General features: G+C 34.3%; 14 protein-coding genes. 7 read left to right on the top strand and 7 right to left on the bottom strand.

Annotation, left to right across the window (positions count from 1 at the left end):
- Genes BUC31_RS03945 through BUC31_RS03930 form a run of 4 tightly spaced genes read right to left on the bottom strand, consistent with a single transcriptional unit; the run spans position 1 to position 5,111 of the window.
- On the bottom strand, positions 1-996 hold the full coding sequence (locus BUC31_RS03945) for a hypothetical protein (protein WP_073241447.1): 996 nt from the start codon (positions 994-996) through the stop codon (positions 1-3).
- A 1-nt stretch (position 997) separates the two neighbouring features.
- On the bottom strand, positions 998-2,680 hold the full coding sequence (locus tag BUC31_RS03940; RefSeq protein ID WP_073241445.1) for a DUF6909 family protein: 1,683 nt from the start codon (positions 2,678-2,680) through the stop codon (positions 998-1,000).
- 55 nt (positions 2,681-2,735) lie between these two features.
- Positions 2,736-4,232 carry a GH3 family acyl-acid amido synthetase gene (locus BUC31_RS03935; protein WP_073241443.1) on the bottom strand — a complete coding sequence of 499 codons (1,497 nt, stop codon included), beginning with the start codon at positions 4,230-4,232 and terminating at the stop codon, positions 2,736-2,738.
- A gap of 6 nt (positions 4,233-4,238) precedes the next feature.
- Positions 4,239-5,111, bottom strand: a complete 873-nt coding sequence (locus tag BUC31_RS03930) for a M23 family metallopeptidase (protein ID WP_073241441.1) — start codon at positions 5,109-5,111, stop codon at positions 4,239-4,241.
- Positions 5,112-5,472: 361 nt separating this feature from the next.
- Between BUC31_RS03930 and BUC31_RS03925 the strand changes: the two genes are divergently transcribed.
- The 5 genes from BUC31_RS03925 (at position 5,473) to BUC31_RS20625 (ending at position 17,204) form a co-directional block, all read left to right on the top strand.
- Complete coding sequence (locus BUC31_RS03925) at positions 5,473-12,534, top strand: T9SS type B sorting domain-containing protein (RefSeq protein WP_073241440.1); 7,062 nt, start codon at positions 5,473-5,475, stop codon at positions 12,532-12,534.
- An 8-nt stretch (positions 12,535-12,542) separates the two neighbouring features.
- Positions 12,543-13,475, top strand: a complete 933-nt coding sequence (locus tag BUC31_RS03920) for a PorP/SprF family type IX secretion system membrane protein (protein ID WP_317614937.1) — start codon at positions 12,543-12,545, stop codon at positions 13,473-13,475.
- 166 nt (positions 13,476-13,641) lie between these two features.
- Positions 13,642-13,827, top strand: coding sequence for a twin-arginine translocase TatA/TatE family subunit (gene tatA / locus BUC31_RS03915; protein WP_073241438.1), 186 nt, complete (start codon positions 13,642-13,644; stop codon positions 13,825-13,827).
- Positions 13,828-14,161: 334 nt separating this feature from the next.
- The gene (locus BUC31_RS03910; protein ID WP_244534002.1) at positions 14,162-16,705 is read left to right on the top strand and encodes an OmpA family protein; all 2,544 of its coding nucleotides are present in this window, start codon (positions 14,162-14,164) and stop codon (positions 16,703-16,705) included.
- A gap of 322 nt (positions 16,706-17,027) precedes the next feature.
- A complete protein-coding gene (locus tag BUC31_RS20625) occupies positions 17,028-17,204 on the top strand; it encodes a DUF6747 family protein (protein ID WP_317614936.1) in 177 nt (58 codons plus the stop codon).
- Positions 17,205-17,307: 103 nt separating this feature from the next.
- Here the strand turns inward: BUC31_RS20625 and BUC31_RS03905 are convergent, their stop codons facing one another.
- The 3 genes from BUC31_RS03905 to BUC31_RS03895 form a co-directional block, all read right to left on the bottom strand.
- Complete coding sequence (locus BUC31_RS03905; RefSeq protein ID WP_073241434.1) at positions 17,308-18,312, bottom strand: DUF4837 family protein; 1,005 nt, start codon at positions 18,310-18,312, stop codon at positions 17,308-17,310.
- Positions 18,313-18,324: 12 nt separating this feature from the next.
- On the bottom strand, positions 18,325-19,953 hold the full coding sequence (locus tag BUC31_RS03900; protein WP_244534001.1) for a LysM peptidoglycan-binding domain-containing protein: 1,629 nt from the start codon (positions 19,951-19,953) through the stop codon (positions 18,325-18,327).
- Positions 19,954-20,072: 119 nt separating this feature from the next.
- Entirely contained in the window at positions 20,073-21,263 is a 1,191-nt protein-coding gene (locus BUC31_RS03895) for a phosphoglycerate kinase (RefSeq protein ID WP_073241432.1), read from the bottom strand.
- Positions 21,264-21,387: 124 nt separating this feature from the next.
- On the opposite strand from BUC31_RS03895, the gene BUC31_RS03890 reads away from it, so the two are divergent.
- Both BUC31_RS03890 and BUC31_RS03885 read left to right on the top strand, forming a co-directional pair.
- Positions 21,388-22,548 (top strand): DNA polymerase III subunit, encoded by a 1,161-nt coding sequence (locus BUC31_RS03890; protein ID WP_073241430.1) that lies wholly within the window; start codon positions 21,388-21,390, stop codon positions 22,546-22,548.
- 8 nt (positions 22,549-22,556) lie between these two features.
- Complete coding sequence (locus BUC31_RS03885; protein WP_073241428.1) at positions 22,557-22,961, top strand: DoxX family membrane protein; 405 nt, start codon at positions 22,557-22,559, stop codon at positions 22,959-22,961.
- Positions 22,962-23,003 lie beyond the last annotated feature (42 nt).

Genomic DNA, 23,003 nt, shown 5'->3' with positions numbered 1-23,003 from the left:
TTAAATTAATGATTTAGATTTTTTATTTAAATACACAATAGCTGATAATATAAAGAATACACAAACAAATATTATTGGTATTAAAACTATACTCTTACCAAAAAAGGACTTTTGTTCTACCTGAGGTTGACCCATGTTTATTATAATTACTGGTACTAAACGCTCTTGTAATTCTAATTTTTTAATCTCTATATCTTTTATGAGACCAGTTTTATATTGAAAAATATCAGCGATATTGACTTGTTCTTGATTATCTAAAACAATTCTTTCACTTATTATATTATTTACTTCATTAGCTAAACCACTAGTATAATTAGTAATTATTTCATCTACTTGTTTCAATAATTTTTCATCTTCAACAATACGGCCCTTGGCGTTACCTCGGTAAACTTGCAAAAGAGTATTAAAATATTTATTGGTATTTATATAGGTCAAAATCTTTACAGAGAATTCTTTACCAAATTCAACATTTTTGTAATAAAAGGTAATTCTATGATTAAAAGAGCTTTTATTTTCTAATTCTGCCCTAACAATATCAGCTATAGCATCCGTATTTTCAAAACTTTGAAGTAATTCTAAATACTGGATATCACTTTCTGAATTCCCTACCTCTGCTACACGATTTATTTCAATATTTAAACCACTAAAATCAATATTATTTATACCAATTGAGTTAAAAAACAAAGTATCTTTTGATTTAATGTTAGACTGAATTTCATTAATAACATCATACAAATAGTTTTTACTTTCAATTTGTGGTTTTACAATAACTTCTGTTTTATATTTTTTAGATATAATTTGGTTTAAACCATAACCAATAGCGAGTCCAACAACAACAAGACCAATAAGTAAGAGAAGGTTCTTCTTGAGATAAAGAAATACCCTTAAAATCCAACGAAAAATAGCATTGAAACCTCTCCTTATTAATTTAAATAATTGACCCAAATCAATTTCATCAGAATTGGTTTGTGTAGATGGTGATTGATTACTTGCCATTCTATGTATTAAATATTTGCTTTAAAATTTTATCTGTGATTAAGTATGTTGGTTTTACCCCTGTTGTACCCAATCCACCGGATGCTAGTGTACTTCCTGTTTCTAAAGGGTTATCTGATGCATAATACGCATAACGCACTTTTACATCTTCACCTATACTCTTTCTAATTTTAGAGGCAGACTGTATTGCTTTTTGATAATGCACACCTTCCATCTCTAAACCGATTACATTCCAAGTTGACTTATGAAAGAACTTAAGAATATCTTTATTCTGAAGTGATGTTCCTAAAACAGTCACCATAGTACCTTCAAAAACCTCTAAACCATAACCTTCAAAGTCTTTGGCACACAATTCATTTTTAAATGGATAATTGTCTGCTGTTCCTTCAAATATATGTGCAGAAGGAATCATTAAATCTCCTTTTCCGCCTTCCAAAATACCTGCTTTTCCCATTATCGAAACAGAATCAACATTTATTAAAGTGACATTGTTCTTTTTGGTATTGTATGGTTTCAATAACTCGTCAATTGTCTCATAAGCTTGCTCGCCAAATGCGTAATCCATTACAAATATAACAGGTTTTTTATCAACCTCTTCTTCAGAAAATTCATACGAACAATTGTTGATTTTAATTTTTGCCGTATCAAATATTTGCACATCTATATTGGTTCCTGAGGTATCATCCATAATGATCATACCATTCTTCTCTGCCAAGTCCGTGACTTTCTTTCTCAGCGTTGCATTCCCTGAACTACTAAGTGCTTCAAAAATTTCTAATGAATCTGTATTCGGAAATTCAGTTTTTAAAGCCGCTTTCGCAAATAATGAATTCATAACACTATGCATGTTTGCAGAGATAATATGAATTGGTCTATGCATCAGGTTGTTTTTGGTTAAAACCTCCTTTATATTATTTGCCCAACGTTCTCCATGAATATGATGTCCTAAACGCTCTCTTAGCAAAGCACTAAATGTAACTGCCCTTTTCTCTCCTGAGATTTCTTCATCTAAGGCGAGCTTACCTAACCAATAAATAACATTCAAAAATCTATCTGGATTGTTTTTGGTACTAAACTTTTTATAGACTTCTAAAATTTCTTCAAAAGACCTACCTAAAATGTTGGCTGTATGTATAAGTGCAATTTCTCGCTCAGCCTGGGTCAACTCCTCTTTTTGAACCGCAGCTTCAAGTTTTTCCCAATCTCTTATAGTTCTTTCTGTATCTGTTATTAAAATACGCTTACATATTTTTTCAGATTCAATGAATAGAAAAGTAAGGTGAGTAAGAATATCATAGATATCTGAACGACCCCTGGTGATTTCTATATTCATCTGCTCTTCGTCTATACGATAGCAGTTTCTTCTTCTTTTTGGTGGAATTATGGGGTTGATATGAGAAATACCATACCCTTCATCTGAAGTTAAATTAATGAATGAACATTGTTCTATACCTTCTGGTAATCTTTCTAAAACGTATATAAGTCCGTTTAGTTCGGCTTTTTCTTCACCTACAGAACCATATATCTCAGGTCTTAGTTGAAGTAAAGCATTTTTCAATGCTTCACCAGAAACTCCGTTTGGTTTATAAAAACCTCTATTAAAAAGATGGCGCATAGTAATATACATGCGTTCTATTGCATTTGTAGACTCTTGCGCTCTTGTTGTTGTAATTGCTTTTCCCATTGATGATTTCAAACGAAATTACGATTTATAATTTGTTATTTAAAAGCTTGTTGTGCTATGCCTTATATTTTGACAGGCTTTCAACTACTTTTCTGTCGTTAGATAGTCGCTGAACTTTGTTTTGCCCGCCTAGCTTGCCTATTGATTTCATATATTCTAAAAATCCTCCGCTTTTTACTGGAGTAACTTTTAAAGTTTGTAGCACCTTGCCAACAATAAGGTCATAATAATAACTGTTTTGCTTTTGAAGTGCCGAATCTAATTCTTGTATAAAAAGACCCATGTCAGACGGGAGTTTTTCAAACTCTATAAACCACTCGTGATATGGTAATTCATTTTCTTTCGGAACAATTTGTGGTGCCACTGTAAATTCACTTACACTGGCATCTGTTGCCTTTGTAGCTGCCAACATTGCTTCTTCTACTTCTTTGGCTATAACGTGTTCGCCAAACGCTGATATAAAATGTTTTATACGCCCAGATACTACTATTTTAAAAGGATACGTTGAAACAAACCGAATGGTATCACCTAGGTTATATGCCCATAATCCAGCATTTGTTGTAATGATCATGACGTAATCTACACCAATTTCAACATCTTTTAAAGTTATCCTTTTAGGGTGTTCATCAAAAAATTCATCAGATCGTACAAATTCATAAAATATGCCTGCATCTAGTAACAGTAACATACCCTTTTCTGTCTGAGAGTTCTGATAAGCAAAGAAACCTTCACTTGCCGGAAACAATTCTATACTCGCTACTTTACGACCAATTAATGATTCAAACTTCTTTCTATACGGTTCATAATTGACTCCGCCATAAATGAATAAATCAAAATTATTGAATAAATCACCCACATACTCATTGGTATTTTCTTTTAATTTTTCAAAATACATTTGAACCCACGAAGGTATACCGGCAATAACCGTCATATCTTCATTTTTAGTTTCTTCTACAATGGCATTTACCTTAGTCTCCCAATCTTCAATGCAATTTGTTTCCCAACTGGGCATTCTATTTTTCTGAAGATAATTAGGTACGTAATGTGCCGAAATACCAGAAAGCCGACCCAATTTTACTCCGTTTTTCTCGGTTAAAATAGGACTGCCCTGTAAAAAAATCATTTTACCGGTTACGAAGTCCGCCTTGCCTGTTTCATGAATGTAATTAAGTATAGCATTTCTAGATGCTTTTACTTGTTCTTTAATACTACCTTCTGTAATGGGTATATATTTTGCTCCAGAAGTGGTGCCCGAGGTTTTTGCAAAATATAATGGTTTACCTGGCCAAAGAATATCTTCTTGCCCGGCAACCGCTAGATTCACATATTCTTTAAGTTCTTCGTAATCTCTAATAGGAACCTGAGCTATAAAATCGCTATGGGTTTTAATCGTCTTTAAGTTATGATCTTTACCAAACTTTGTCTCGTTTCCTTTTGCGATAAGTTCACTAAAAACCCTCGCTTGTGTCTCAATAGGATTACTGACCCACCTATCGGTTCTTTTCGCGATACGATGCGCAAATATTTTAGCAGCAATAGTCTTTAGTGACATTTTGTTTTAATTAAAATCAATATAATTTAAAGGATCAATAGGTGTTCCGTTATCCCAAAGTTCAAAGTGAAGATGTGGTCCAGTGGTAAGTTCACCAGTATTACCAACTGCAGCAATTACTTCACCACCTCTTACTATATTACCTTGATATTTTGATAATGAACCATTATGCTTGTATACACTTAATAATCCGCCTTCATGCTCAATAATAATTACATAACCAGTATCTGCTGTCCATTCAGAAAAAATTACTGTACCATTTGCAATCGCTTTTACCGGACTATCAGTTACAGCAGTAATATCAACCGCATAGTGTTTTTCATTTGGATTGAAGCCCATAGAGACAGAACCTGAAACTGGCGTAAAGAGCACTAAATTTTTCTTATCGATTGTTCGTTCGAATAAGTTGTACTTATCTTCAAGAGCGACCTCTGCCCGTAATAACGAATCTTCTCTAATAGGGTTTAAATCTACCGATGCCGGATCTAATTTAAACTGCTGAAAAAGAGAATCTCTATTAACTACCGTATTTTCTATATCACCCTTTAAAACCATACGAATATTATCTAAATACTTATTGGTATAATTTAATGTTCTAATTAAAGAGTCCGTTTTATACGTAAGCTCAGTGGCTTCTTTCTTTAATCTTGTTGAAGAATAGCCTGGTATATATTCTCTTAGCGGAGTAAAGGCAATAAGTAGTGTTGTTAGTCCGATCAAAGTTATCATGAAAAGAGAACCTGTAACAAAAACATTGAGCCTGCTTAACTTAAAAGAAATCTTCTCTTCGAAAGTACTTTCGTTTAGTATTACCAAACGGTACTTATGAAGTAGTTTCCTTTTTATTTCTTTTCTTTTTTTGACTTTCTTTTTGGCCATCTTAACAAAGATAAACTTAGAATTTAATTTTAGACCTTCTTTGAATTGATTAATTTAGAAAGAGAGGTTCAACTTTACTTTACTTACGTTGTTTTATACAATTTTAGTTCACTTACATCTATAATTGCTCCATATTGGCTTCATAAAACAATAATTAAAAAAAATTACTTCTTAACCATTCTACCACTTAATTAATTTAAAGTGACTGTTATCTCCTATTCTTTAAATACCTAAACATCAAATTCTTTAGGCCGTTACCTCGGTAAAATACCTATTCACAACATAAATTACCCCTAAACTTTCATTAAAGTTAGATTTGATTTAGCTGTTAAAAGACCTACAAATCAAATCACTAAAACAGATGCTTGTTCATCAAGTAAAAATGGCACATTTTCAAACTCATACCAAATTCTTGCATAAATTAAAGAAATCTTCGGTTTTAATCGCCGTACTTCTATTTTTTACGGCCGTTCAATCTATACAAGCCCAAATAAACAATACAGATTATCGTGTAGAAATTAGCTCGACAAATATGGGCGTCTGCGGAGGTTCCAATGATGGCAGTAGCACTGTTACTATTACTGCAAAATCTACACAACTTCATACATTTAAAATTATTTTTGACTTACCAGAAGGTATTAATTATAAAACAGGAACAGCTGTTATTAACAATCAAACTGGCTCTGGTGATTTGCTATTGTCTGAATTTGACATTACAGATTTAAACCAACCAACTTTTCAAATTGAAAGACCTAGTAATGCAAATTGGCAAATTTCTGATGTTGTTACAATCACTTTTGAAAAAACAGGAGATTGCGATGCCGTACAGTTTTCATATAATGGCGGACTATTCAAAGATGTCCACACCATAAACTACATACAGGATACGACCGCAAAAACTGCTAACAATAGCGATCTCACATCAAATGGCTATACTTTATTAAAAGCATATTTAGCCGTAAACGACATTACTGCAGTAGATGCTTTCGTAGGTGATATTACCAATAGAAATGTTGTTATTAATAATTCTGGTAATGGTAGCATATCTCAATTTGATCATGTGGTAGAGATTAGTCCGGGTTTACAAGCCAACTACGAACTTTCTTTTAACGGAACTGTATTGACCCCAACCATTAGCGGTAATTTCTATACATATTCAATAAATCTTAATGATGCGCCTTTTGTTGGTCAAATTGGAGATGGAGATAACCTATTCGAAAACGAAAATATAACACTAGTAGAAAAGTTAGTTTTAACTGATTGTACAGATAATCAATCTACAAACCATAGTCCTAGATGGGGATGCACTGTAGGCACTTATTGCCAAATTGGTGCTTCAATACCAGGTTTTATAGGTTTTAATCAAGAGTGGTCAGATATTTCTTTTCAAACGATTAGTGACCCACGCCCTCGGTGGGATGCTCCTGTAACTTACACCTACAGATTAGAAAACAACGCAAGTGCAGCTAATGCCTATAACGTTAATTTTAATATTGGTTATACTTGGGACAATAGATTGTCTGGCATAGGTTTTAATCCGATGTTCGGAGACGACAATGATACGCAAAGGCAATTATCTAATTTCAGATTTACAGGCGGTTCTGCATTCACTCCTCAAAGGTGGATAAATACACCTTCAGGCAGCTCTAAAGGTTTAGGCTCGTATCTTGTCGGTCAAGATTTTTTTACAACAGATCCCGATGGTCCAGGTGGACTACAAGATTTAGATGGAGATGGTTTGTTTGATGATTTATTACCAGGCGATTTTACAGAAATAAATGTTGATTTAAGTATGTTGCCTGACTCACCAACCTGTGCACCAGATAAGGCAGATTATGTAAATAGTCATAGTTTAAAAATGGATGCTTGGGCAGTTAATTCTTGTGGTGGCAGCAACAAATCCATACGAGAAGAATTACAAAGACATTATGTAAATAGAGCAGCATTATTTAATGAAGATTTTCCTGAAGATTATGACCTAGATGCTGAAGATGGCTCAGTATTTAATCTTTCATTCATAGGAAATTTTATTGCCTCTGAACAATCACCAACCTGTAATGGTATTGAAATGTTTTCAAATGATGCGTCTACTATTTACAAAGCAGTACTTGATGTACCAAACGGAGTTACATTAGATGTTGGTGCAGATGCACGGTATGTTCAAGTGGGTAATCAAATAATTTTCACAGAAACACAATTAGCAGATTTTGAATACAATTCTTACTGGTTGCGTATACCAATCAATTTTGAATTGAATATTGATTGTAGTACCTATTCCGGACCAGAGGAACTAAACCTTAATTACACCACATCATATGAAAGTTCTTGTTATAATACTGATTTGCATTGTGGCTCATTCAATATAACTACCCATTGCCCTAATAGTTGTAGTGCACCAATGACAACGTCTTTTGATGCGGATAGAACAACTACTGGCTGGACAGATGAAACCATGACAACCAAAGTTGTTTTAGACCCTAACGTACATGCTACCAAATATTACATGCCTAAAGATGAAATGGCGGTAAGCACTAGCGCTGTTATGCAAAATAGTACTCAAGACAATTTGTCTTTTGAAATGAGATATATAACGGAAAGTGGTGTAAGTATGCAAGATATTATTGCATTTACTGGTGGTACCATTACAATACATGATCTTTCAACAGGATCCCCACAGACCTTTCCTATAACAAATACACCTGTAATTACCACCCAGGGTACCAATGATAATCGTTTTACATTAGACCTATCAACTTATCAAAATCTTATATCACCAACCTATCAATATGGAGAAGGATTGGAAGCAGATGAAATATCATTAAATCTAACTTTTCAATTTAAAGAAGATTTTCCAGAAGAAGCATTTTTGTATCAGTTTCATACTTTTCAAGGACGGTTTTTTAGTTTAGACGGTACGGGTACTGAAATAGATTGCGGTGCATATAATGAAAGAGCTCACTTTTTTCAAAATGAAATCAATATTACTGCAGACATTGATAACAAGACAGAAGGGTGTGATGAAAAATGGCTATATGTAGGTCTAGCGCAAGCTTCCTCAGTAGATGATAAATTTCCAGATGAATTTAGACCACCGTTATTATGGAGTTCTACTACTATTGAAATACCTATGGGAATGCATTTCAATAATCTTGTAAGTAGTTACGGTTACCCAAGTTTAATGCCAGAAAATGAAGACCCTACATCATGGAACAATGGTTTAAATTATTCGGTTTCCGGAAATATTGTAACCATAACCCCTGGTCCACGTTTTGTTCATTTAGATCAAGGTGGTAACAACTATCCTAGTGTTTCAATAAATTTAACTGCAACTAGTGCTACTCCAGCATTAAGTTCGCATAATATTTCTGTTTCTTATGATGAGTATGCATACGCAGATTCACCTGTTACCAAAACAGAAACCGATACTAAAGACTTCACTTACAACCAACCTGTTTTTTTCTTAACGTCTGACAATCCTACAGAAATTGGAAATTCAGAGTTAGAAGGCTTCACCGTTGATATTTGTAAACAAAATTCAACAGAAATTGCCAACAATTGGCTTCGGGTAGATACTGGTGCTAATTATACGATAACAAATGCCTACCTAGTAAATGGAGGAACAGAAACTGCGTTAACTTTCACCACTGAAGGTGATGTCACTTATATTGAATTTGGTGATATGGAAGGTGGAACTTGGATCTGTAGACAAATAAGATTTGAAGGCACATATAATTCTAGCAGCCCAATAGACTTAAACATTTCTCATAATTATGACTGTATTGCTTACCCAACAAGTTACGGGGGCATTCCATATTTTGATGAAGAGGTTTTTACTTTAAATCCTGTTCCTGCGGCAATTCAATTACAAATACTAAATCAGCCAAATACAACAGTTGATACCTGTACAGATTTTAACATTACCCTAGAAGCAAGAAATGCTGGGGAAGGAGATTTAATTTCTCCTATTGTTAATTTTGATGTGCCAGGTGATATTTCAGCTCTTTTAATCAACGGTCTAACTATTGAATTCCCTAGAGGATCTGGTAATATTGAAACCTTGACACCTACAATATCTGGCAATAATGTATCCATCAACCTATTGGATCACTCGTTTATTGCTGCAAAAAATGGAATACCTGGGTCATTGAATGCTGCTTCAATAGATGAACAAATTGCTGTGATTAGTCTTACCTTAAATGCACAATGTAATTATGTATCAAACACAGGTACGGCATATACCATAACTGGTAATAGTCCGTTCGGGGATCCAGCTACAGGAAGCGGCAGTAGAACCTCAGCTAATCCTATTATATTAACCGGTGCAGAACCGCCTTATAGCACCAATAACAGTGTATCTGTTTCAAACACTGCAAGACTAGAAGGTTGTGAAGCAGAAACGGTAAGTGTAAACACAATTATTATTGATGGTGTCTCGGGTAATGATGATTATGTACGTGTAGTTTTACCAGATGGCATACAATATGTAACTTCATCATTTACATCTACCAGTGCCTTACCACTTACTTTTGTAAGTGCAAATACTGTAGGTAGTCATCAAGAAATAGAATTAAAATTACCACAAGGGGCGACATCTGCCGATACCTTAACGTACGGATTTGATATTAGCAATCAATCAAATAGTTGTACTGGTACTGCTGATATTGACTTAACTACATATGTAACAACCAATGCATTAAGTTGTATGGGTGTCTCGTGCGGTACCACAAAAATTGCTACAGGTAATGCTACTATTCCTATTGAAACATTTAAATCTGAAATAGCGGTTGCAAGTCCTGCACCACAAGCTACCTATGTAAATAATGGTACAGATTATACTTATGATTTAGATTTTAGTATTGAAAATATTGGTGCATATACGGTAGCATCAGGAGCAACTTACGCTGTTTATTGTACTGATGCTTCAGATAATAAATCTGGCACAGCAATTTATACTGGTAGTTTAGACTCCGAAATTATAAGCGGTTCTACGATAAACGAAATTGCTTCTTTTACAACGAGTGACTTTTGTGGCGCCGGAGGAAATCTATTGATAGAATTAGAGCCTTCAGTTGGAAATTGCTTCTGTAATACGGTTTCATTTTTAATTGCCTCAGTTGATACCTCTGCAGATTTGTCTTTGAATAAATCGGTTTCGGATACCAATCCTAATATTTCAGATGTTATAACTTTTACTATTGACTTAGCAAATGCTGGACCTAATGACGCAACTAATGTTAGCGTCGAAGATATTGTTCCTGTTGGGTATACTGTAGATATTGCTACTATTTCAAATAGTGGAACACTTTCTGGAAACACTATTACTTGGAATTTGGCAACCGTTACTTCTGGTACAACATCATTGACATACGATGTTTCGGTAATTGCACCGACAGGCGCTACAGATGAATATAAAAATATTGCGCAAGTAACTGCGAGTGATCAGACGGATCCAAATTCTACTCCGAACAATGATGACGGAGATCAATCTGAAGATGACGAAGATTCGGTGGATACGGTAAGCGTTAGTACGCAAGCAGATTTATCCTTGGATAAATCGGTTTCGGATACCAATCCTAATATTTCAGATGTTATAACTTTTACTATTGACTTAGCAAATGCAGGACCTAACGATGCTACCAATGTTAGTATTGAAGATGTTGTTCCTGTTGGGTATACTGTCGATGTTGCTACCATTTCTGATGGTGGAACACTTTCTGGAAACACTATTACTTGGGATTTGGCAACTGTAACTTCTGGCACAACGTCATTAACGTATGATGTTTCGGTAAACGCACCAACTGGCGCAACCGATGAATATAAAAACTTAGCGCAAGTAACTGCAAGTGATCAAACAGATCCAAATTCTACTCCGAACAATGATGACGGAGATCAATCTGAAGATGATGAAGATTCGGTGGATACGGTAAGCGTTAGTGCGCAAGCTGATCTATCCTTAGACAAATCGGTTTCAGATACCAATCCTGATATTTCAGATGTTATAACGTTTACGATAGACCTAGCGAATGCCGGACCGAACGATGCTACGAATGTTAGTATTGAAGATGTGGTTCCTGTTGGGTATACTGTAGATGTTGCTACCATCTCAAATAGTGGAACACTTTCTGGAAATACTATTACTTGGAATTTAGCAACCGTTACTTCTGGTACTACTTCATTGACATACGATGTTTCGGTAAACGCACCAACTGGCGCAACCGATGAATATAAAAACATAGCGCAAGTAACCGCAAGTGATCAAACAGACCCAAATTCTACTCCGAACAATGATGACGGAGATCAATCTGAAGATGATGAAGATTCAGTTGATACTATTTCAATTAACAATATTGATTTATCATTAAATAAAACGTTAGCGTCGGGTTCTAATCCTAGTCCGAATATAAATGAGAGCATCACCTATGAAATTGTTATAGCAAATGCTGGGCCTGAAAACGCAACTGGTATTGTTATAGAAGATTATATACCATCAGGTTTAATTCTAGATGTATCATCAATATCTAACGGAGGAACATTCACGAATAATACGATTACTTGGAATATCGCCTCTTTAAGTGTAGAAAGCATCACGCTATCATATAGCGCTATGCTCGACATTCCGACAGGAACTGAAAATGAGTATAAAAACGTAGCACAGGTAACTCAGGTAGATCAACCAGATTCTGATTCTTCCGTAGATAATTATAATGCAAATACTCCAAATGAAGATGACGAAAGTGAGTATGAAGTAGCTACACCTTCAATAGATATTTCTATTAATAAAACAGTTTCTAGTGAAACAGCAGCAATCGGAGACGAAATCATTTTTACGGTAACCGCAAGTAACATTGGTAGTTTAGAAGCAACAAACCTAAGTATTGAAGAAAATATACCTAATGGTTTTGTATTGACTGCACAAAGCAGTGACATAGGAGCATACGATTCGCAAACTGGCTTTTGGGATATCTCAGTGTTACTACCTGGTGAAACTGCAGAACTTCTTTTAACAGTAACCGTACAAGATGCAGATGAATATACCAACATTGCCCGTGTAGATTACGTTGACCAAATGGATCAAAACACGACCAATGACCAAGATGAAGCAACAGTTACCTTAAATGAGCCACTAGAAGAAGAGTGTTTGGTCATTTTTAATGAGTTCTCCCCTAACGGAGATGGCAGTAATGAATATTTCTTTATTGAGTGTATTGAAGATTATCCGAATAACAACCTACAGGTATTTAACCGTTGGGGAACCTTAGTTTATGAAACAAAAGGATATAAAAATGATTGGGACGGTACATCTCAAGGTAGGGCCACTGTTAATGGCAGCGAAAAACTACCTGTAGGTACTTACTATTATATACTGGTGCCAAATGAAGATATAAATGATGCAAAAACAGGTTGGTTATATATAACTAGATAAATCTTGGAATGAAGTTGAAAATATACCACATATACATAAGCACAACGCTCATCTTAATCCTCCTTGGAATAGATTGTGCAAATGCACAGCAAGAACCGCAGTATACGCAATACAACTATAATACAATGACCGTAAATCCTGCTTACACAGGTTCTAAAGGTCATTTGACCGTTACATCTCTATTTAGAAGTCAGTGGGTTGGTCTAGATGGTTCACCTAAAACTATTTCATTAGGCATAGATTCTCCACTTAGTACCTATGACGGTATAGGCTTATCCATTGTACAGGATCAAATTGGTCCATCCTCAGAAACATATTTAGACTTTAATTACGCACATAATCTAATTCTAAATAGAAAAGGTCATAGATTGGCTTTAGGACTAAAAGCTGGTGCTCGTTTTCTTAGCGTAGATTGGTCTAAAGGAACATTTAGAGATCCAGATGTTCTTTTCAATGAAAATATTAATAGTGAACTTTTACCATCTATAGGTGCGGGCCTATTCTTTTATTCAGACAATGCATATGTAGGTCTTTCAACACCTAACGTATTATATAACAAACGGTATGATGCTATTGAGGAAGCAGTTGGTTCAGATAGAATGCATCTATATTTAATTGCAGGTTATGTTGTCAACTTAAATTCTACAGTAAAATTTAAGCCTTCTACGTTTGTAAAATATGTTGAAGGGGCTCCCTTAATTGCAGATGTATCTTTCAATTTTCTTCTTGATGAAGTTCTAACCCTAGGTGTAAATTATAGATGGGATGATTCTATTGGTGCCTTATTAGGGTTTCAAATCAATCCGCAATTTAATTTGGGTTATGCCTATGATCTAACCACAAATAACTTGGGAACCTACAACTCAGGCACACATGAACTATTTTTACGTTATAGATTAATATCAAGAATTACAAGGATAAAATCTCCACGATTCTTCTAATTAAATCAATAATACAGGAGTATACAAAATTATATACCATTTAGTATTTAAATCAAAATACAGTTAGGAGCCTCTATATCATAAATAAAAATTCACTTGGTGTTAATATTAACAGCAAACTAATAAGTTTTTAGTATCTTTGAAATCCATTTTAAATCATAGTCTTATGACAATATTATCTACTTTTTTGGCCATAGGCGCTCCACAAATTATATTAGTGGTAGTCGTAATTCTACTATTATTCGGAGGTAAAAAGATTCCGGAACTTATGCGAGGTTTAGGTAGTGGAATAAAAGAATTTAAAGATGCCTCTAAAGAAGATGAGCAACTAGAAGAAAAGAAAAAGGAATAGTAAACAAACTATTCTTTCATATAATTTATAAAGTACTGATTTTCAGGACTTTTTTTGTTTTCCAGATTCTTTATAAAAATACTGGGTCGCGTTTTATACCCCCGTACACTCCACAAAACGCTTAAATTAACCGTTTATCGGGATCTCATTGGTTACGAGGCTACTAAATACTATTCATTCACGACATAAAACCCTTCTTTCACAACAATTAATATTCAGAATATCGCTTTACCGCTAATTTCGTTAGACATATAGTACTAAAAATCCATAACTAACCGTTGGTACTATACTTAAAACCCCAGTTGAATGTAATATTCAACAAAGAATTATGTCTATGAGAAGTGTATTAAATTTATTTTTTCTGGTCTTTATCGTTTTTGCTCAAGCCCAAGGCTTTCAAGACGAACTTGAGTCTGAGGTTTCAAACAATAGTAACAGTACCATAGTTTCTGATGTAGATACTGATGACAAAAAAGCATTTCAAAGAGCCGCAGAAGAGCTTTCCATTCCTTACAGGGCTTTTCATGATATCCCAGAAACCAAAAATGGATACTATATAATTTCTGGTACATTTTCTAAAAGCAAGAATCTTAAATCTCAAATTAAGAAATTAAATAAAAAAGGGTTTGAAGCAGGATACTTTCAAAATCCTCAAAACCTACTGTATTATCTATATTTAAATCATTATACATCTTGGGAAGATGCTATAAATGATTGTTCTACACAATTCGATAATCGTTATGATGATGAAGTGTGGATACTAAAAATGATCAATAGTAATTTATATACTGATGCAGAATTAGTAGCTGAGTTACCAGCCGAATCGGAAATAGAAACAACTACAGCATTAGAAGCAAACTCAGCATTAGAAAAAACACCAGAGCTAGTAGTAACTCAAGAAACTTTGTTAGAAACAGAATCTATACCAGTAGAAGATGTTTCTTATGAAATGTTAACTTCATCAAAAGAAAATGACCCAACGGTTAAATCAAAGCTTATAAAAAGAGCAGATGAGTATTTTGATAAAATGTGGTATGCAGAAGCAGCCAAAATTTATGAGCAAGCTTTATCTAAAGGAGAAAAAGCTTATACATATGATGTATTAAAGAAAGCAGGAGATGCGCATTACTTTAATACAGATATGGAAAACGCCTATAAGTGGTACAACATACTATATACCAAATATGAGTCTGACATGAGTTCTGACTACCTATTTAAATATGCTCACTCTCTTAAAGGTATTGGAAATTATAAAAGATCAAAACGTTTATTAAAGTTATATAATAGAAAATTAGCTGGCGAAGAGATTGCACAAGATACAGAACAGAACGAAATAGTTTTAGATGGTCTTCTAAGAATGGAAGAGAAATTTGATATCGACAACCTGAACATAAATTCAAAGTATTCAGAATTTTCACCAATGTATTATGGTGGTGATGAAATGGTTTATGCATCTGCTAAAGATTCTTCTATATTTACTACCAGAAAATATAAATGGAACAATCAACCTTACTTAGATTTATTTGTTGCCAAGGTAAATGAAGAATCTCAAGATTTTAAAGATGCCATTAAATTTTCTAAAAAGATAAATACAAAATATCACGAAGCATCTGTTGCTTTCACACCTGATAATGAAACCATGTATTTTACCAGAAACAATTATGGTAAAAAACTAAAGCGTGATAAAAACGGAATTAACCACCTTAAAATCTACCGTTCTAAAAAAGTAGATGGAGAATGGTTAGAAGCTGAAGAAGTATCTTTCAACAGTGACAATTACTCTACTGGTCATCCGGCACTAAGTCCTGATGGAAAGCAATTGTATTTTGTTTCTGATATGCCTGGTACTTTAGGTGAAACAGATATTTTCGTTGTAGATGTACTTGAAGACGGTACATTCTCTTCTCCAAGAAACCTTGGTCCAGAAATTAATACGGAGCATAAAGAAATGTTTCCTTTCATAAATGACAAAAAATTATACTTCTCATCTGATGGTCATGTTGGTCTAGGAGGATTAGATGTCTTTGAAGTTGCCTTTGATGATGAAGCTGGATTTTTAGAAGTACGCAATGTAGGTAAGCCTGTAAATAGTAGTAAAGATGATTTCTCTTTTATTGTAGATGAAGAGTCTCAGAAGGGATACTTTGCATCTAACCGTGATGGTGGTAAAGGCGATGATGATATCTATTCATTTAAAACATTACAACTAGAAGAAATACCAACCAGTATAAATGCTATATCGGGTATCGTAACCGAGTTAATCACTGGCGATTTAATGCCAAACGCATTAGTTGAATTACTTGATGAAAATAACATCAAACTTAAAGAAATGGAAACCGATGAAAATGGAAACTTCATTTTTGAAGATTTAGATGCTGATACAAGATATGTTTTAAAGACCACCAAAGGTTCGTACTTTGATGATACTAGAGAAGCTGCAACGAAAGACAATGAGATTGTTAATGTAGATGTTTCTATGAGAAAACTTAATGATATGATCGCTGTTGAGAATGGCATTAAGAAGCTTAAGACAGAGATGATTCACTTTAACTTTGACAAATCATACATACGTGACGATGCTGCTGTAGAACTTAATAAGCTAGTAGAAGTAATGAACGATTCGCCTAATATGGTTATTAAAATTGAATCTCATACCGATTCAAGGGGTGATAACGTTTATAACAAATACTTATCTGATAAGCGTGCTAAATCTACCAGAGACTATATCATTGCTCAGGGTATTGATCCAAGTAGAATTGAAAGCGCTATTGGTTATGGAGAAGAACAGTTAATTAATGATTGTGATGGTACCGTTCGTTGTACAGAAGAGCAACATTACCTTAACCGTAGATCAGAGTTTATTATCGTAGATATGTAATATAAAATAACATCAATAACAAAAGACCCGCTAATTGGCGGGTCTTTTGTTTTATAATACATTTAGGTTTTAATGCTTAGTAAATTTAAATACTTGTCATCTCTACTATACAGGTTACTTTTTATTTGTCTATGATTTTATACCCTTTATCGATTTTCTAATACTTGCCGTATGTGCTGTTTATCTAAGTTTTTTTACTGTTGATAGATGTAGATTTTAACCTATTACATTTTATAGATTAATTGGACCTTTTACCTAAGCTTTTCAATAAAGGCATTAAGATTGAACATCTTTACTCGCAAGAACTCCTAAATCATTGAACATGGAAAAAATTACCCTAGTTAAAGAAATATACATTGAAGCTTTTAAAAATTGGAAAAGTTTCCTTTTAGAACACTACTTTAAAATATTTTCGTGGCTGTGTTTTGTATTGATTGCTTATGCCTCTATCGTTTTAATTTTTAGAGTGTCTACGGGCTTTTCTTTCAGCAATTTATAATTGGCAAATGACGGTTTGTAATCATAAACGAACCTATTTCATATAAAAAAGGCTCAGGAATATCCTGAGCCTTTTTACTTTTTATAAAACTAAATTAAATTAGTTATTTGTTTTGTTCATTAACATTGAACCGCACAGATTTCATGATTGCTTCTAGCTCAAACATGTAATCTCTTTTTTTGGTTGCAGGAGCAAAAACAAACCCTTCAAGAATCAATTTACGGTTGTTCTCTTTATCACTTATGATATAGGTTAAAAACGGACCTGCCATAGGGTAAGCCGACATTTCCCAAATCCCCCTTACTTCTGCCGCTTTTTTACTTGAAACCTCAGCAGGGAAGACATATGGTGTAAATGCTTTTTCTGTAATCATATGATTATTTTTACCTGCCACATCATTTCCCTTAATGTATAGGTTACCTATTGAGTCTCGCATTCTAATGATGTCTTGCGAAAAAGTAGAATCTTTCTGAAAACTATCCCAAGGCATGGTGTATGCGATAATATTCATATTCCCTTTTTGAATTTGGCGATCTATCCACACAAAATTATCCTCTTCCCTTCCAACTCTATAAATAGAAGGTATTTTCATTGAAATATTGAATTTATCTTCTAGCGCCTTTTCTTTATTCAATGATTTCTGAAATCTTTTCTGAGCCTTTGCAATTTCAAGGGCTTTAAAGTCAGCTATAAATTCTGGAGCCGTCTTTTTAATATTTGCAATTATCTCCTCTTTATTTCGCCCTTTGATCACCCCCACTTTCTGTGGTTTGGCATACATGTTAGATTTCATGTGGGCAACATTCAGGGTATCCTCCATAACATACAGAACAGAGCTGGTATTACGAATAGAACCTGTAAAAATTTGTTGTGGTATTTGAGTAACACTAAAAAGCGCCTCGTCCCAAGTTAAACCTTGAGCTGCAGCAGTATAGTTTTCACGAATAGCATCACCAACATTACTGTTCCATAAATCATTATCTATAACTACCGTTAAAGTGTTCATGGCGCCTACTGACTCTGGTAGGTAATCTGCTTTGCCGTCTTCTTTACAGGCAATTGACAATCCTAAAATTGCTAAAAAACAAAGTGAAATTCTTTTTTTCATTGGTGTTTTGGTTTACGATGAACAGTCGCACAATTTAAGTTTTGTGCCTAGCTTTAAATTGTTACCACTAATACCGTTCCACTTTCGTAAATTATCTATAGTTACACCAGGATATTTTCTAGAAATAGTCCACAATGAGTCTCCGCTTCTAACTTCATGTGTTTTAGAATTGCTTGCAACAGCCGTTCTAGAAGGGGTTTGTTTTGGTTTTACAGAAGAACCTGAATTATGTTTTGGATAAATTGTTAATCGTTGTCCAATTCGTAAATTATTACTTCGTAAACCGTTCCATTGTTTTAATTGGCTTACACGCACACCGTAGCGCTCAGCAATTTTTCCAAGAAAATCACCATCTCTAACTCGATATCTAATACTATTTGCGTCTGCTTGCTTCGTTATTTGAGCAATCGGACTTTCTTTGCTTTTCAATTCCTTTTCAACATGAGCATATATAGCAGCTTCATTTGCTACGAATTTTCCCATTTTATGAACAGGTAATCTTAGCGCATGTGCTCTTCCTTCCACAAAAGGAATAACGTCTAATTTATAGTGAGGGTTAAGCACCTTTAATTCTTCTTTATCAATACCAGCCAATTCAGAGATCTGATCAAAAGTTATTAAGCTTTTAACATGAATTGTATCTGTTTCAAAATAGGCACGATCTGCTATCTTTGCTTTTAAACCATGTTCTTCGGCATACTCAAAAATATACATGGTAGCTTGAAAAGCTGGAACATAGCCAGCAGTTTCTCTAGGTAAGTTTCTTCTAATATTCCAATAGTTACGTTGACCGCCACTTCTACGAATAGCTTTATTTACGTTACCCGGTCCAGAATTATAAGCAGCCAAAGCTAAATCCCAATCATCATAAATTCTATGTAATCTATTTAGGTAATTAGCAGCAGCAGCAGTAGATTTTATAGGATCACTACGCTCATCAACATAGCTGTTAATGTTTAATTTCATTTCTTTACCCGTACCGTACATGAACTGCCAAAGACCTGTTGCCCCTACCCTAGAACGTGCCTTAGGATTCAATGCAGATTCTACAATAGACAAATATTTCATTTCTAATGGAATGTTCTTATTGTCAAATTCTTGTTCGAATAAAGGAAAATAAAATTGGCTTATGGTAAGCATACGTTCCATTAAACCTCTTTTTCTTGTAAGAAATGATTTAATGACACTTTCTAAAGACTTATTGTATTCTACATTGAAAGGTGTTTTCGCATTCAATTTTGCCAAACGCATTTTTAAAGTATCTGTTGGCAAATCTAAAACGAAGGTAGAAACCGTGTCTAATTCTAATACCTCTTGGTACATTTCATTAAAAAGCGGAGCTGCATCTACGAGTTCTTTCATCCAAAGACTATCGAACTTGGCTGCTAATGCATTATCCTGAAGATTATAAGAAGAAGATTCAGTTGGTTTGTATAAAACCAAGCTTTCGGTTTTAGAACTTTTTACAACATCTATTTGATTCAAAGGAACCACTTCTGAGAGTGAATCATTGACAATTATAGTAGTGCTGTATAGTGAATCTGAAACAGCAGAAACAGTATTTTCTTGTTGTGCAGATCCTAAGACTGGCATCAAAGCTAATCCTAGTAAATAAAAACACTTATAGGTTACTTTATTCATAATGGGGTAAATTACGTTAACGGAACAAACGAAAATCGTACATTTTTTAATGAGAATAAAATAATTTCTCTTAAAATGCACAAATTTTCGTTATATGCCGTTTATCGATAACCCCTTTACTACTCTAATATGGCAGCTATCCCTGGTAATGTTTTACCTTCTAAACTTTCTAGCATTGCACCTCCGCCTGTTGATACATAACTAACTTTGTTTTCAAAACCAAATTGTTTTACTGCGGCAACAGAATCTCCACCACCAACTAATGAAAAAGAACCTGCTTTTGTAGCTTCTGCAATATAATTACCAACTGCAATAGTACCAGCGGCAAATTTTTCCATCTCAAAAACACCAATTGGTCCGTTCCAAAGAATTGTTTTAGAAGCCAGAATTACTTTTTTGAAGTTTTGTAATGTATCTGGTCCGGCGTCTAGTCCTTGCCAACCATCTGGTATTTTGTCAACATCTACTACCTGTGTATTAGCATTGGCATCAAAAGCATCTGCAGCAATAACATCTACAGGTATGTGTACATTAACATTTTTCTCCTTAGCTTGTTTAAGAATTTCCATGGCAAGTTCCATCTTATCATCTTCACAAATAGAATCTCCTACTTTACCACCTTGAGCCTTAATAAAGGTATAAGTCATACCACCACCAATGATTAAGTCGTCGATTTTATCAAGAATATTTTCGATGATAGTAATCTTAGAAGAAACTTTTGCTCCACCAAGAATTGCCAATACCGGTTTTTCACCTGTTGCCATTACCTTATCAATAGCTTCTATTTCTTTCGCTAATAAATAACCAAAACACTTAGCTTCCGGAAAAAACTTAGCTATTATAGTAGTAGATGCATGTGCACGGTGAGCCGTACCAAAAGCATCATTAACATATATATCTCCTAATTTTGAAAGTTTCTCTGCGAAAGCTTCATCACCTTTTTCTTCTTCACTATGAAATCTAAGGTTCTCTAATAAAAGCACCTCTCCGTTTTTTAATTCGGCAACTGCTTTTTCAGCTTCTTCACCAACACAATCTCCTACAAACTTAACTGCAACTCCAATAACTTCAGAAACAGCATCTACGATATGACTTAAAGACAAATCTGCATTGCGAACTCCTTTTGGTCTTCCCAAATGACTCATAAGTACTGCACTACCGCCATCTTCCAACACTTTAATAATTGTTGGCTTAGCTGCTTGAATTCTAGTGTTATCTGTTACTTCAAATTTGTCATTTAATGGAACATTGAAGTCCACTCTAATTAACGCTTTTTTATCTTCAAAATTAAAGTCATTCAATACTTTCATGTGATATTACTTTTGTTAGGTAACAAATGTAAAGATTAAATGCCTTGCGATAAAGTGCTAAATAGGATAATTTACACCCAATACCATTAAATTTGTTGTGCTTTAAACAACTATATTTGAATCTATGTTATTCAATGAAATTTTAGGACTTTCACATATTAAAAAACACCTGGCATCAAGTGCAGATGCAGGTAGAATACCACATGCACAATTATTTGTTGGTCCAGAAGGCTGTGGGCTTTTGCCTATGGCATTGGCTTATGCCCAATATATTATCTGCCAGAACACTAATGGGGACAACAATGGCGGTAATGAAGCTTGCAATTTAAAGTTCAAGTCATTTGCCCACCCAGACGTTCATTTTGCTTTTCCTGTTTCTAATTCTGATAAGGTAAAATCTCACGCAGTAAGCAACCATTATATGAAAGAGTGGCGAGAGTTTATACTAGAACAGCCCTATGGGAATCTATTTGACTGGTATCGGTACATTGAAATTGAAAAGAAACAAGGTCAAATTGGTGTTGATGAAGCCCAAGATATCGTAAAAAAATTATCATTAAAATCTTATGAAGGTGGTTATAAGGTGATGTTAATTTGGATGGCAGAAAAAATGAACACTGCAGCTTCTAACAAATTATTGAAACTAATAGAGGAACCGCCCGATAAAACCATTTTTTTACTACTGTGCGAAGACGAAGAACAAATTATACAAACTATTAAGTCTAGATGTCAGGTTGTTCATTTTCCACCTTTAGCAGAAGATGCTATTGCCTCAGCCTTAACGGAGAAAGGTGCTAGTAAACCAGAGGCAATGCTTTTGGCTCATGAAGCAAATGGCAATTACAATAAGGCATTAGACCTTTTAAATAAAGATTCTGAGGATCTGGTGTTTGAAAATTGGTTTGTTCAATGGGTGCGTACCGCTTTTAAGGCAAAAGGCAACAAAGCAGCAATTCATGAATTGTTGTTGTGGAGTGAAGAGGTTGCAAAAACCGGTAGAGAAACACAGAAGAACTTTCTAAGTTACTGTATTACGGTTATGAGACAGGCACTCATGATTAATTATGGTGCAGAAGAACTTGCTTATCTAAAAATACATGCCGAAGGATTTGAATTAAAGAAATTTGCGCCTTTTGTACATGAAAACAACATTTTAGATATTACTAAAGAGCTGGAAGATGCAATTTACCATGTGGAAAGAAATGGAAATTCGAAAATCATATTCACCGATCTTTCTATTAAACTAACACGATTGCTTCATAGAAAAAAATCTGAACTTAAATAACCTTCGCTATGAACACCTTCTATAACAATGCAACAGAAATAACAATACTTTTATTTTTAATCATAACTTTTTTACAGAGTGGCTTTGATAAAATTACCGATTGGAACGGTAATATTTCTTGGTTAAAAGAACATTTTTCTGCTACACCGTTCAAAAATATTGTTCCCTTGCTAGTAGGTATTATACTTGTAACAGAAATAGTGGCAGGTATTCTTTGCAGTGTTGGCATCTATCAAATGCTAACATCAGGCGGAAGAACCATTGCCTTTAATGGTGCAATTTTATCTGCCATAACATTACTAATGCTATTGTTCGGCCAGCGAATTGCTAAAGATTATGAAGGCGCAAAGACAATAGCTGTTTATTTTATACCAACCATTATTTTACTGTTCTTGCTGCAAGTACATAAATAACTATTATATCTTAAAACAAAAAACCCTCCTAGTTAGGAGGGT

The sequence above is a fragment of the Maribacter aquivivus genome, from assembly GCF_900142175.1.
In the GTDB taxonomy this organism is placed as follows: Bacteria; Bacteroidota; Bacteroidia; order Flavobacteriales; family Flavobacteriaceae; genus Maribacter; species Maribacter aquivivus.
Note: the sequence above shows the minus strand (reverse complement) of the source record. Positions and strands in the feature narration are given on the sequence as shown.

Bases quoted from the DNA above. Each gene is read 5' to 3' on its own strand.
- BUC31_RS03940 (WP_073241445.1), bottom strand. From the start codon at position 2,680: ATGGGAAAAGCAATTACAACAACAAGAGCGCAAGAGTCTACAAATGCA.
- BUC31_RS03935 (WP_073241443.1), bottom strand. From the start codon at position 4,232: ATGTCACTAAAGACTATTGCTGCTAAAATATTTGCGCATCGTATCGCG.
- BUC31_RS03910 (WP_244534002.1), top strand. From the start codon at position 14,162: ATGAGAAGTGTATTAAATTTATTTTTTCTGGTCTTTATCGTTTTTGCT.
- tatA (WP_073241438.1), top strand. From the start codon at position 13,642: ATGACAATATTATCTACTTTTTTGGCCATAGGCGCTCCACAAATTATA.
- BUC31_RS03885 (WP_073241428.1), top strand. From the start codon at position 22,557: ATGAACACCTTCTATAACAATGCAACAGAAATAACAATACTTTTATTT.
- BUC31_RS03900 (WP_244534001.1), bottom strand. From the start codon at position 19,953: ATGAATAAAGTAACCTATAAGTGTTTTTATTTACTAGGATTAGCTTTG.
- BUC31_RS03925 (WP_073241440.1), top strand. From the start codon at position 5,473: ATGCTTGTTCATCAAGTAAAAATGGCACATTTTCAAACTCATACCAAA.
- BUC31_RS03920 (WP_317614937.1), top strand. From the start codon at position 12,543: ATGAAGTTGAAAATATACCACATATACATAAGCACAACGCTCATCTTA.
- BUC31_RS03895 (WP_073241432.1), bottom strand. From the start codon at position 21,263: ATGAAAGTATTGAATGACTTTAATTTTGAAGATAAAAAAGCGTTAATT.
- BUC31_RS03905 (WP_073241434.1), bottom strand. From the start codon at position 18,312: ATGAAAAAAAGAATTTCACTTTGTTTTTTAGCAATTTTAGGATTGTCA.
- BUC31_RS03930 (WP_073241441.1), bottom strand. From the start codon at position 5,111: ATGGCCAAAAAGAAAGTCAAAAAAAGAAAAGAAATAAAAAGGAAACTA.
- BUC31_RS03945 (WP_073241447.1), bottom strand. From the start codon at position 996: ATGGCAAGTAATCAATCACCATCTACACAAACCAATTCTGATGAAATT.
- BUC31_RS20625 (WP_317614936.1), top strand. From the start codon at position 17,028: ATGGAAAAAATTACCCTAGTTAAAGAAATATACATTGAAGCTTTTAAA.
- BUC31_RS03890 (WP_073241430.1), top strand. From the start codon at position 21,388: ATGTTATTCAATGAAATTTTAGGACTTTCACATATTAAAAAACACCTG.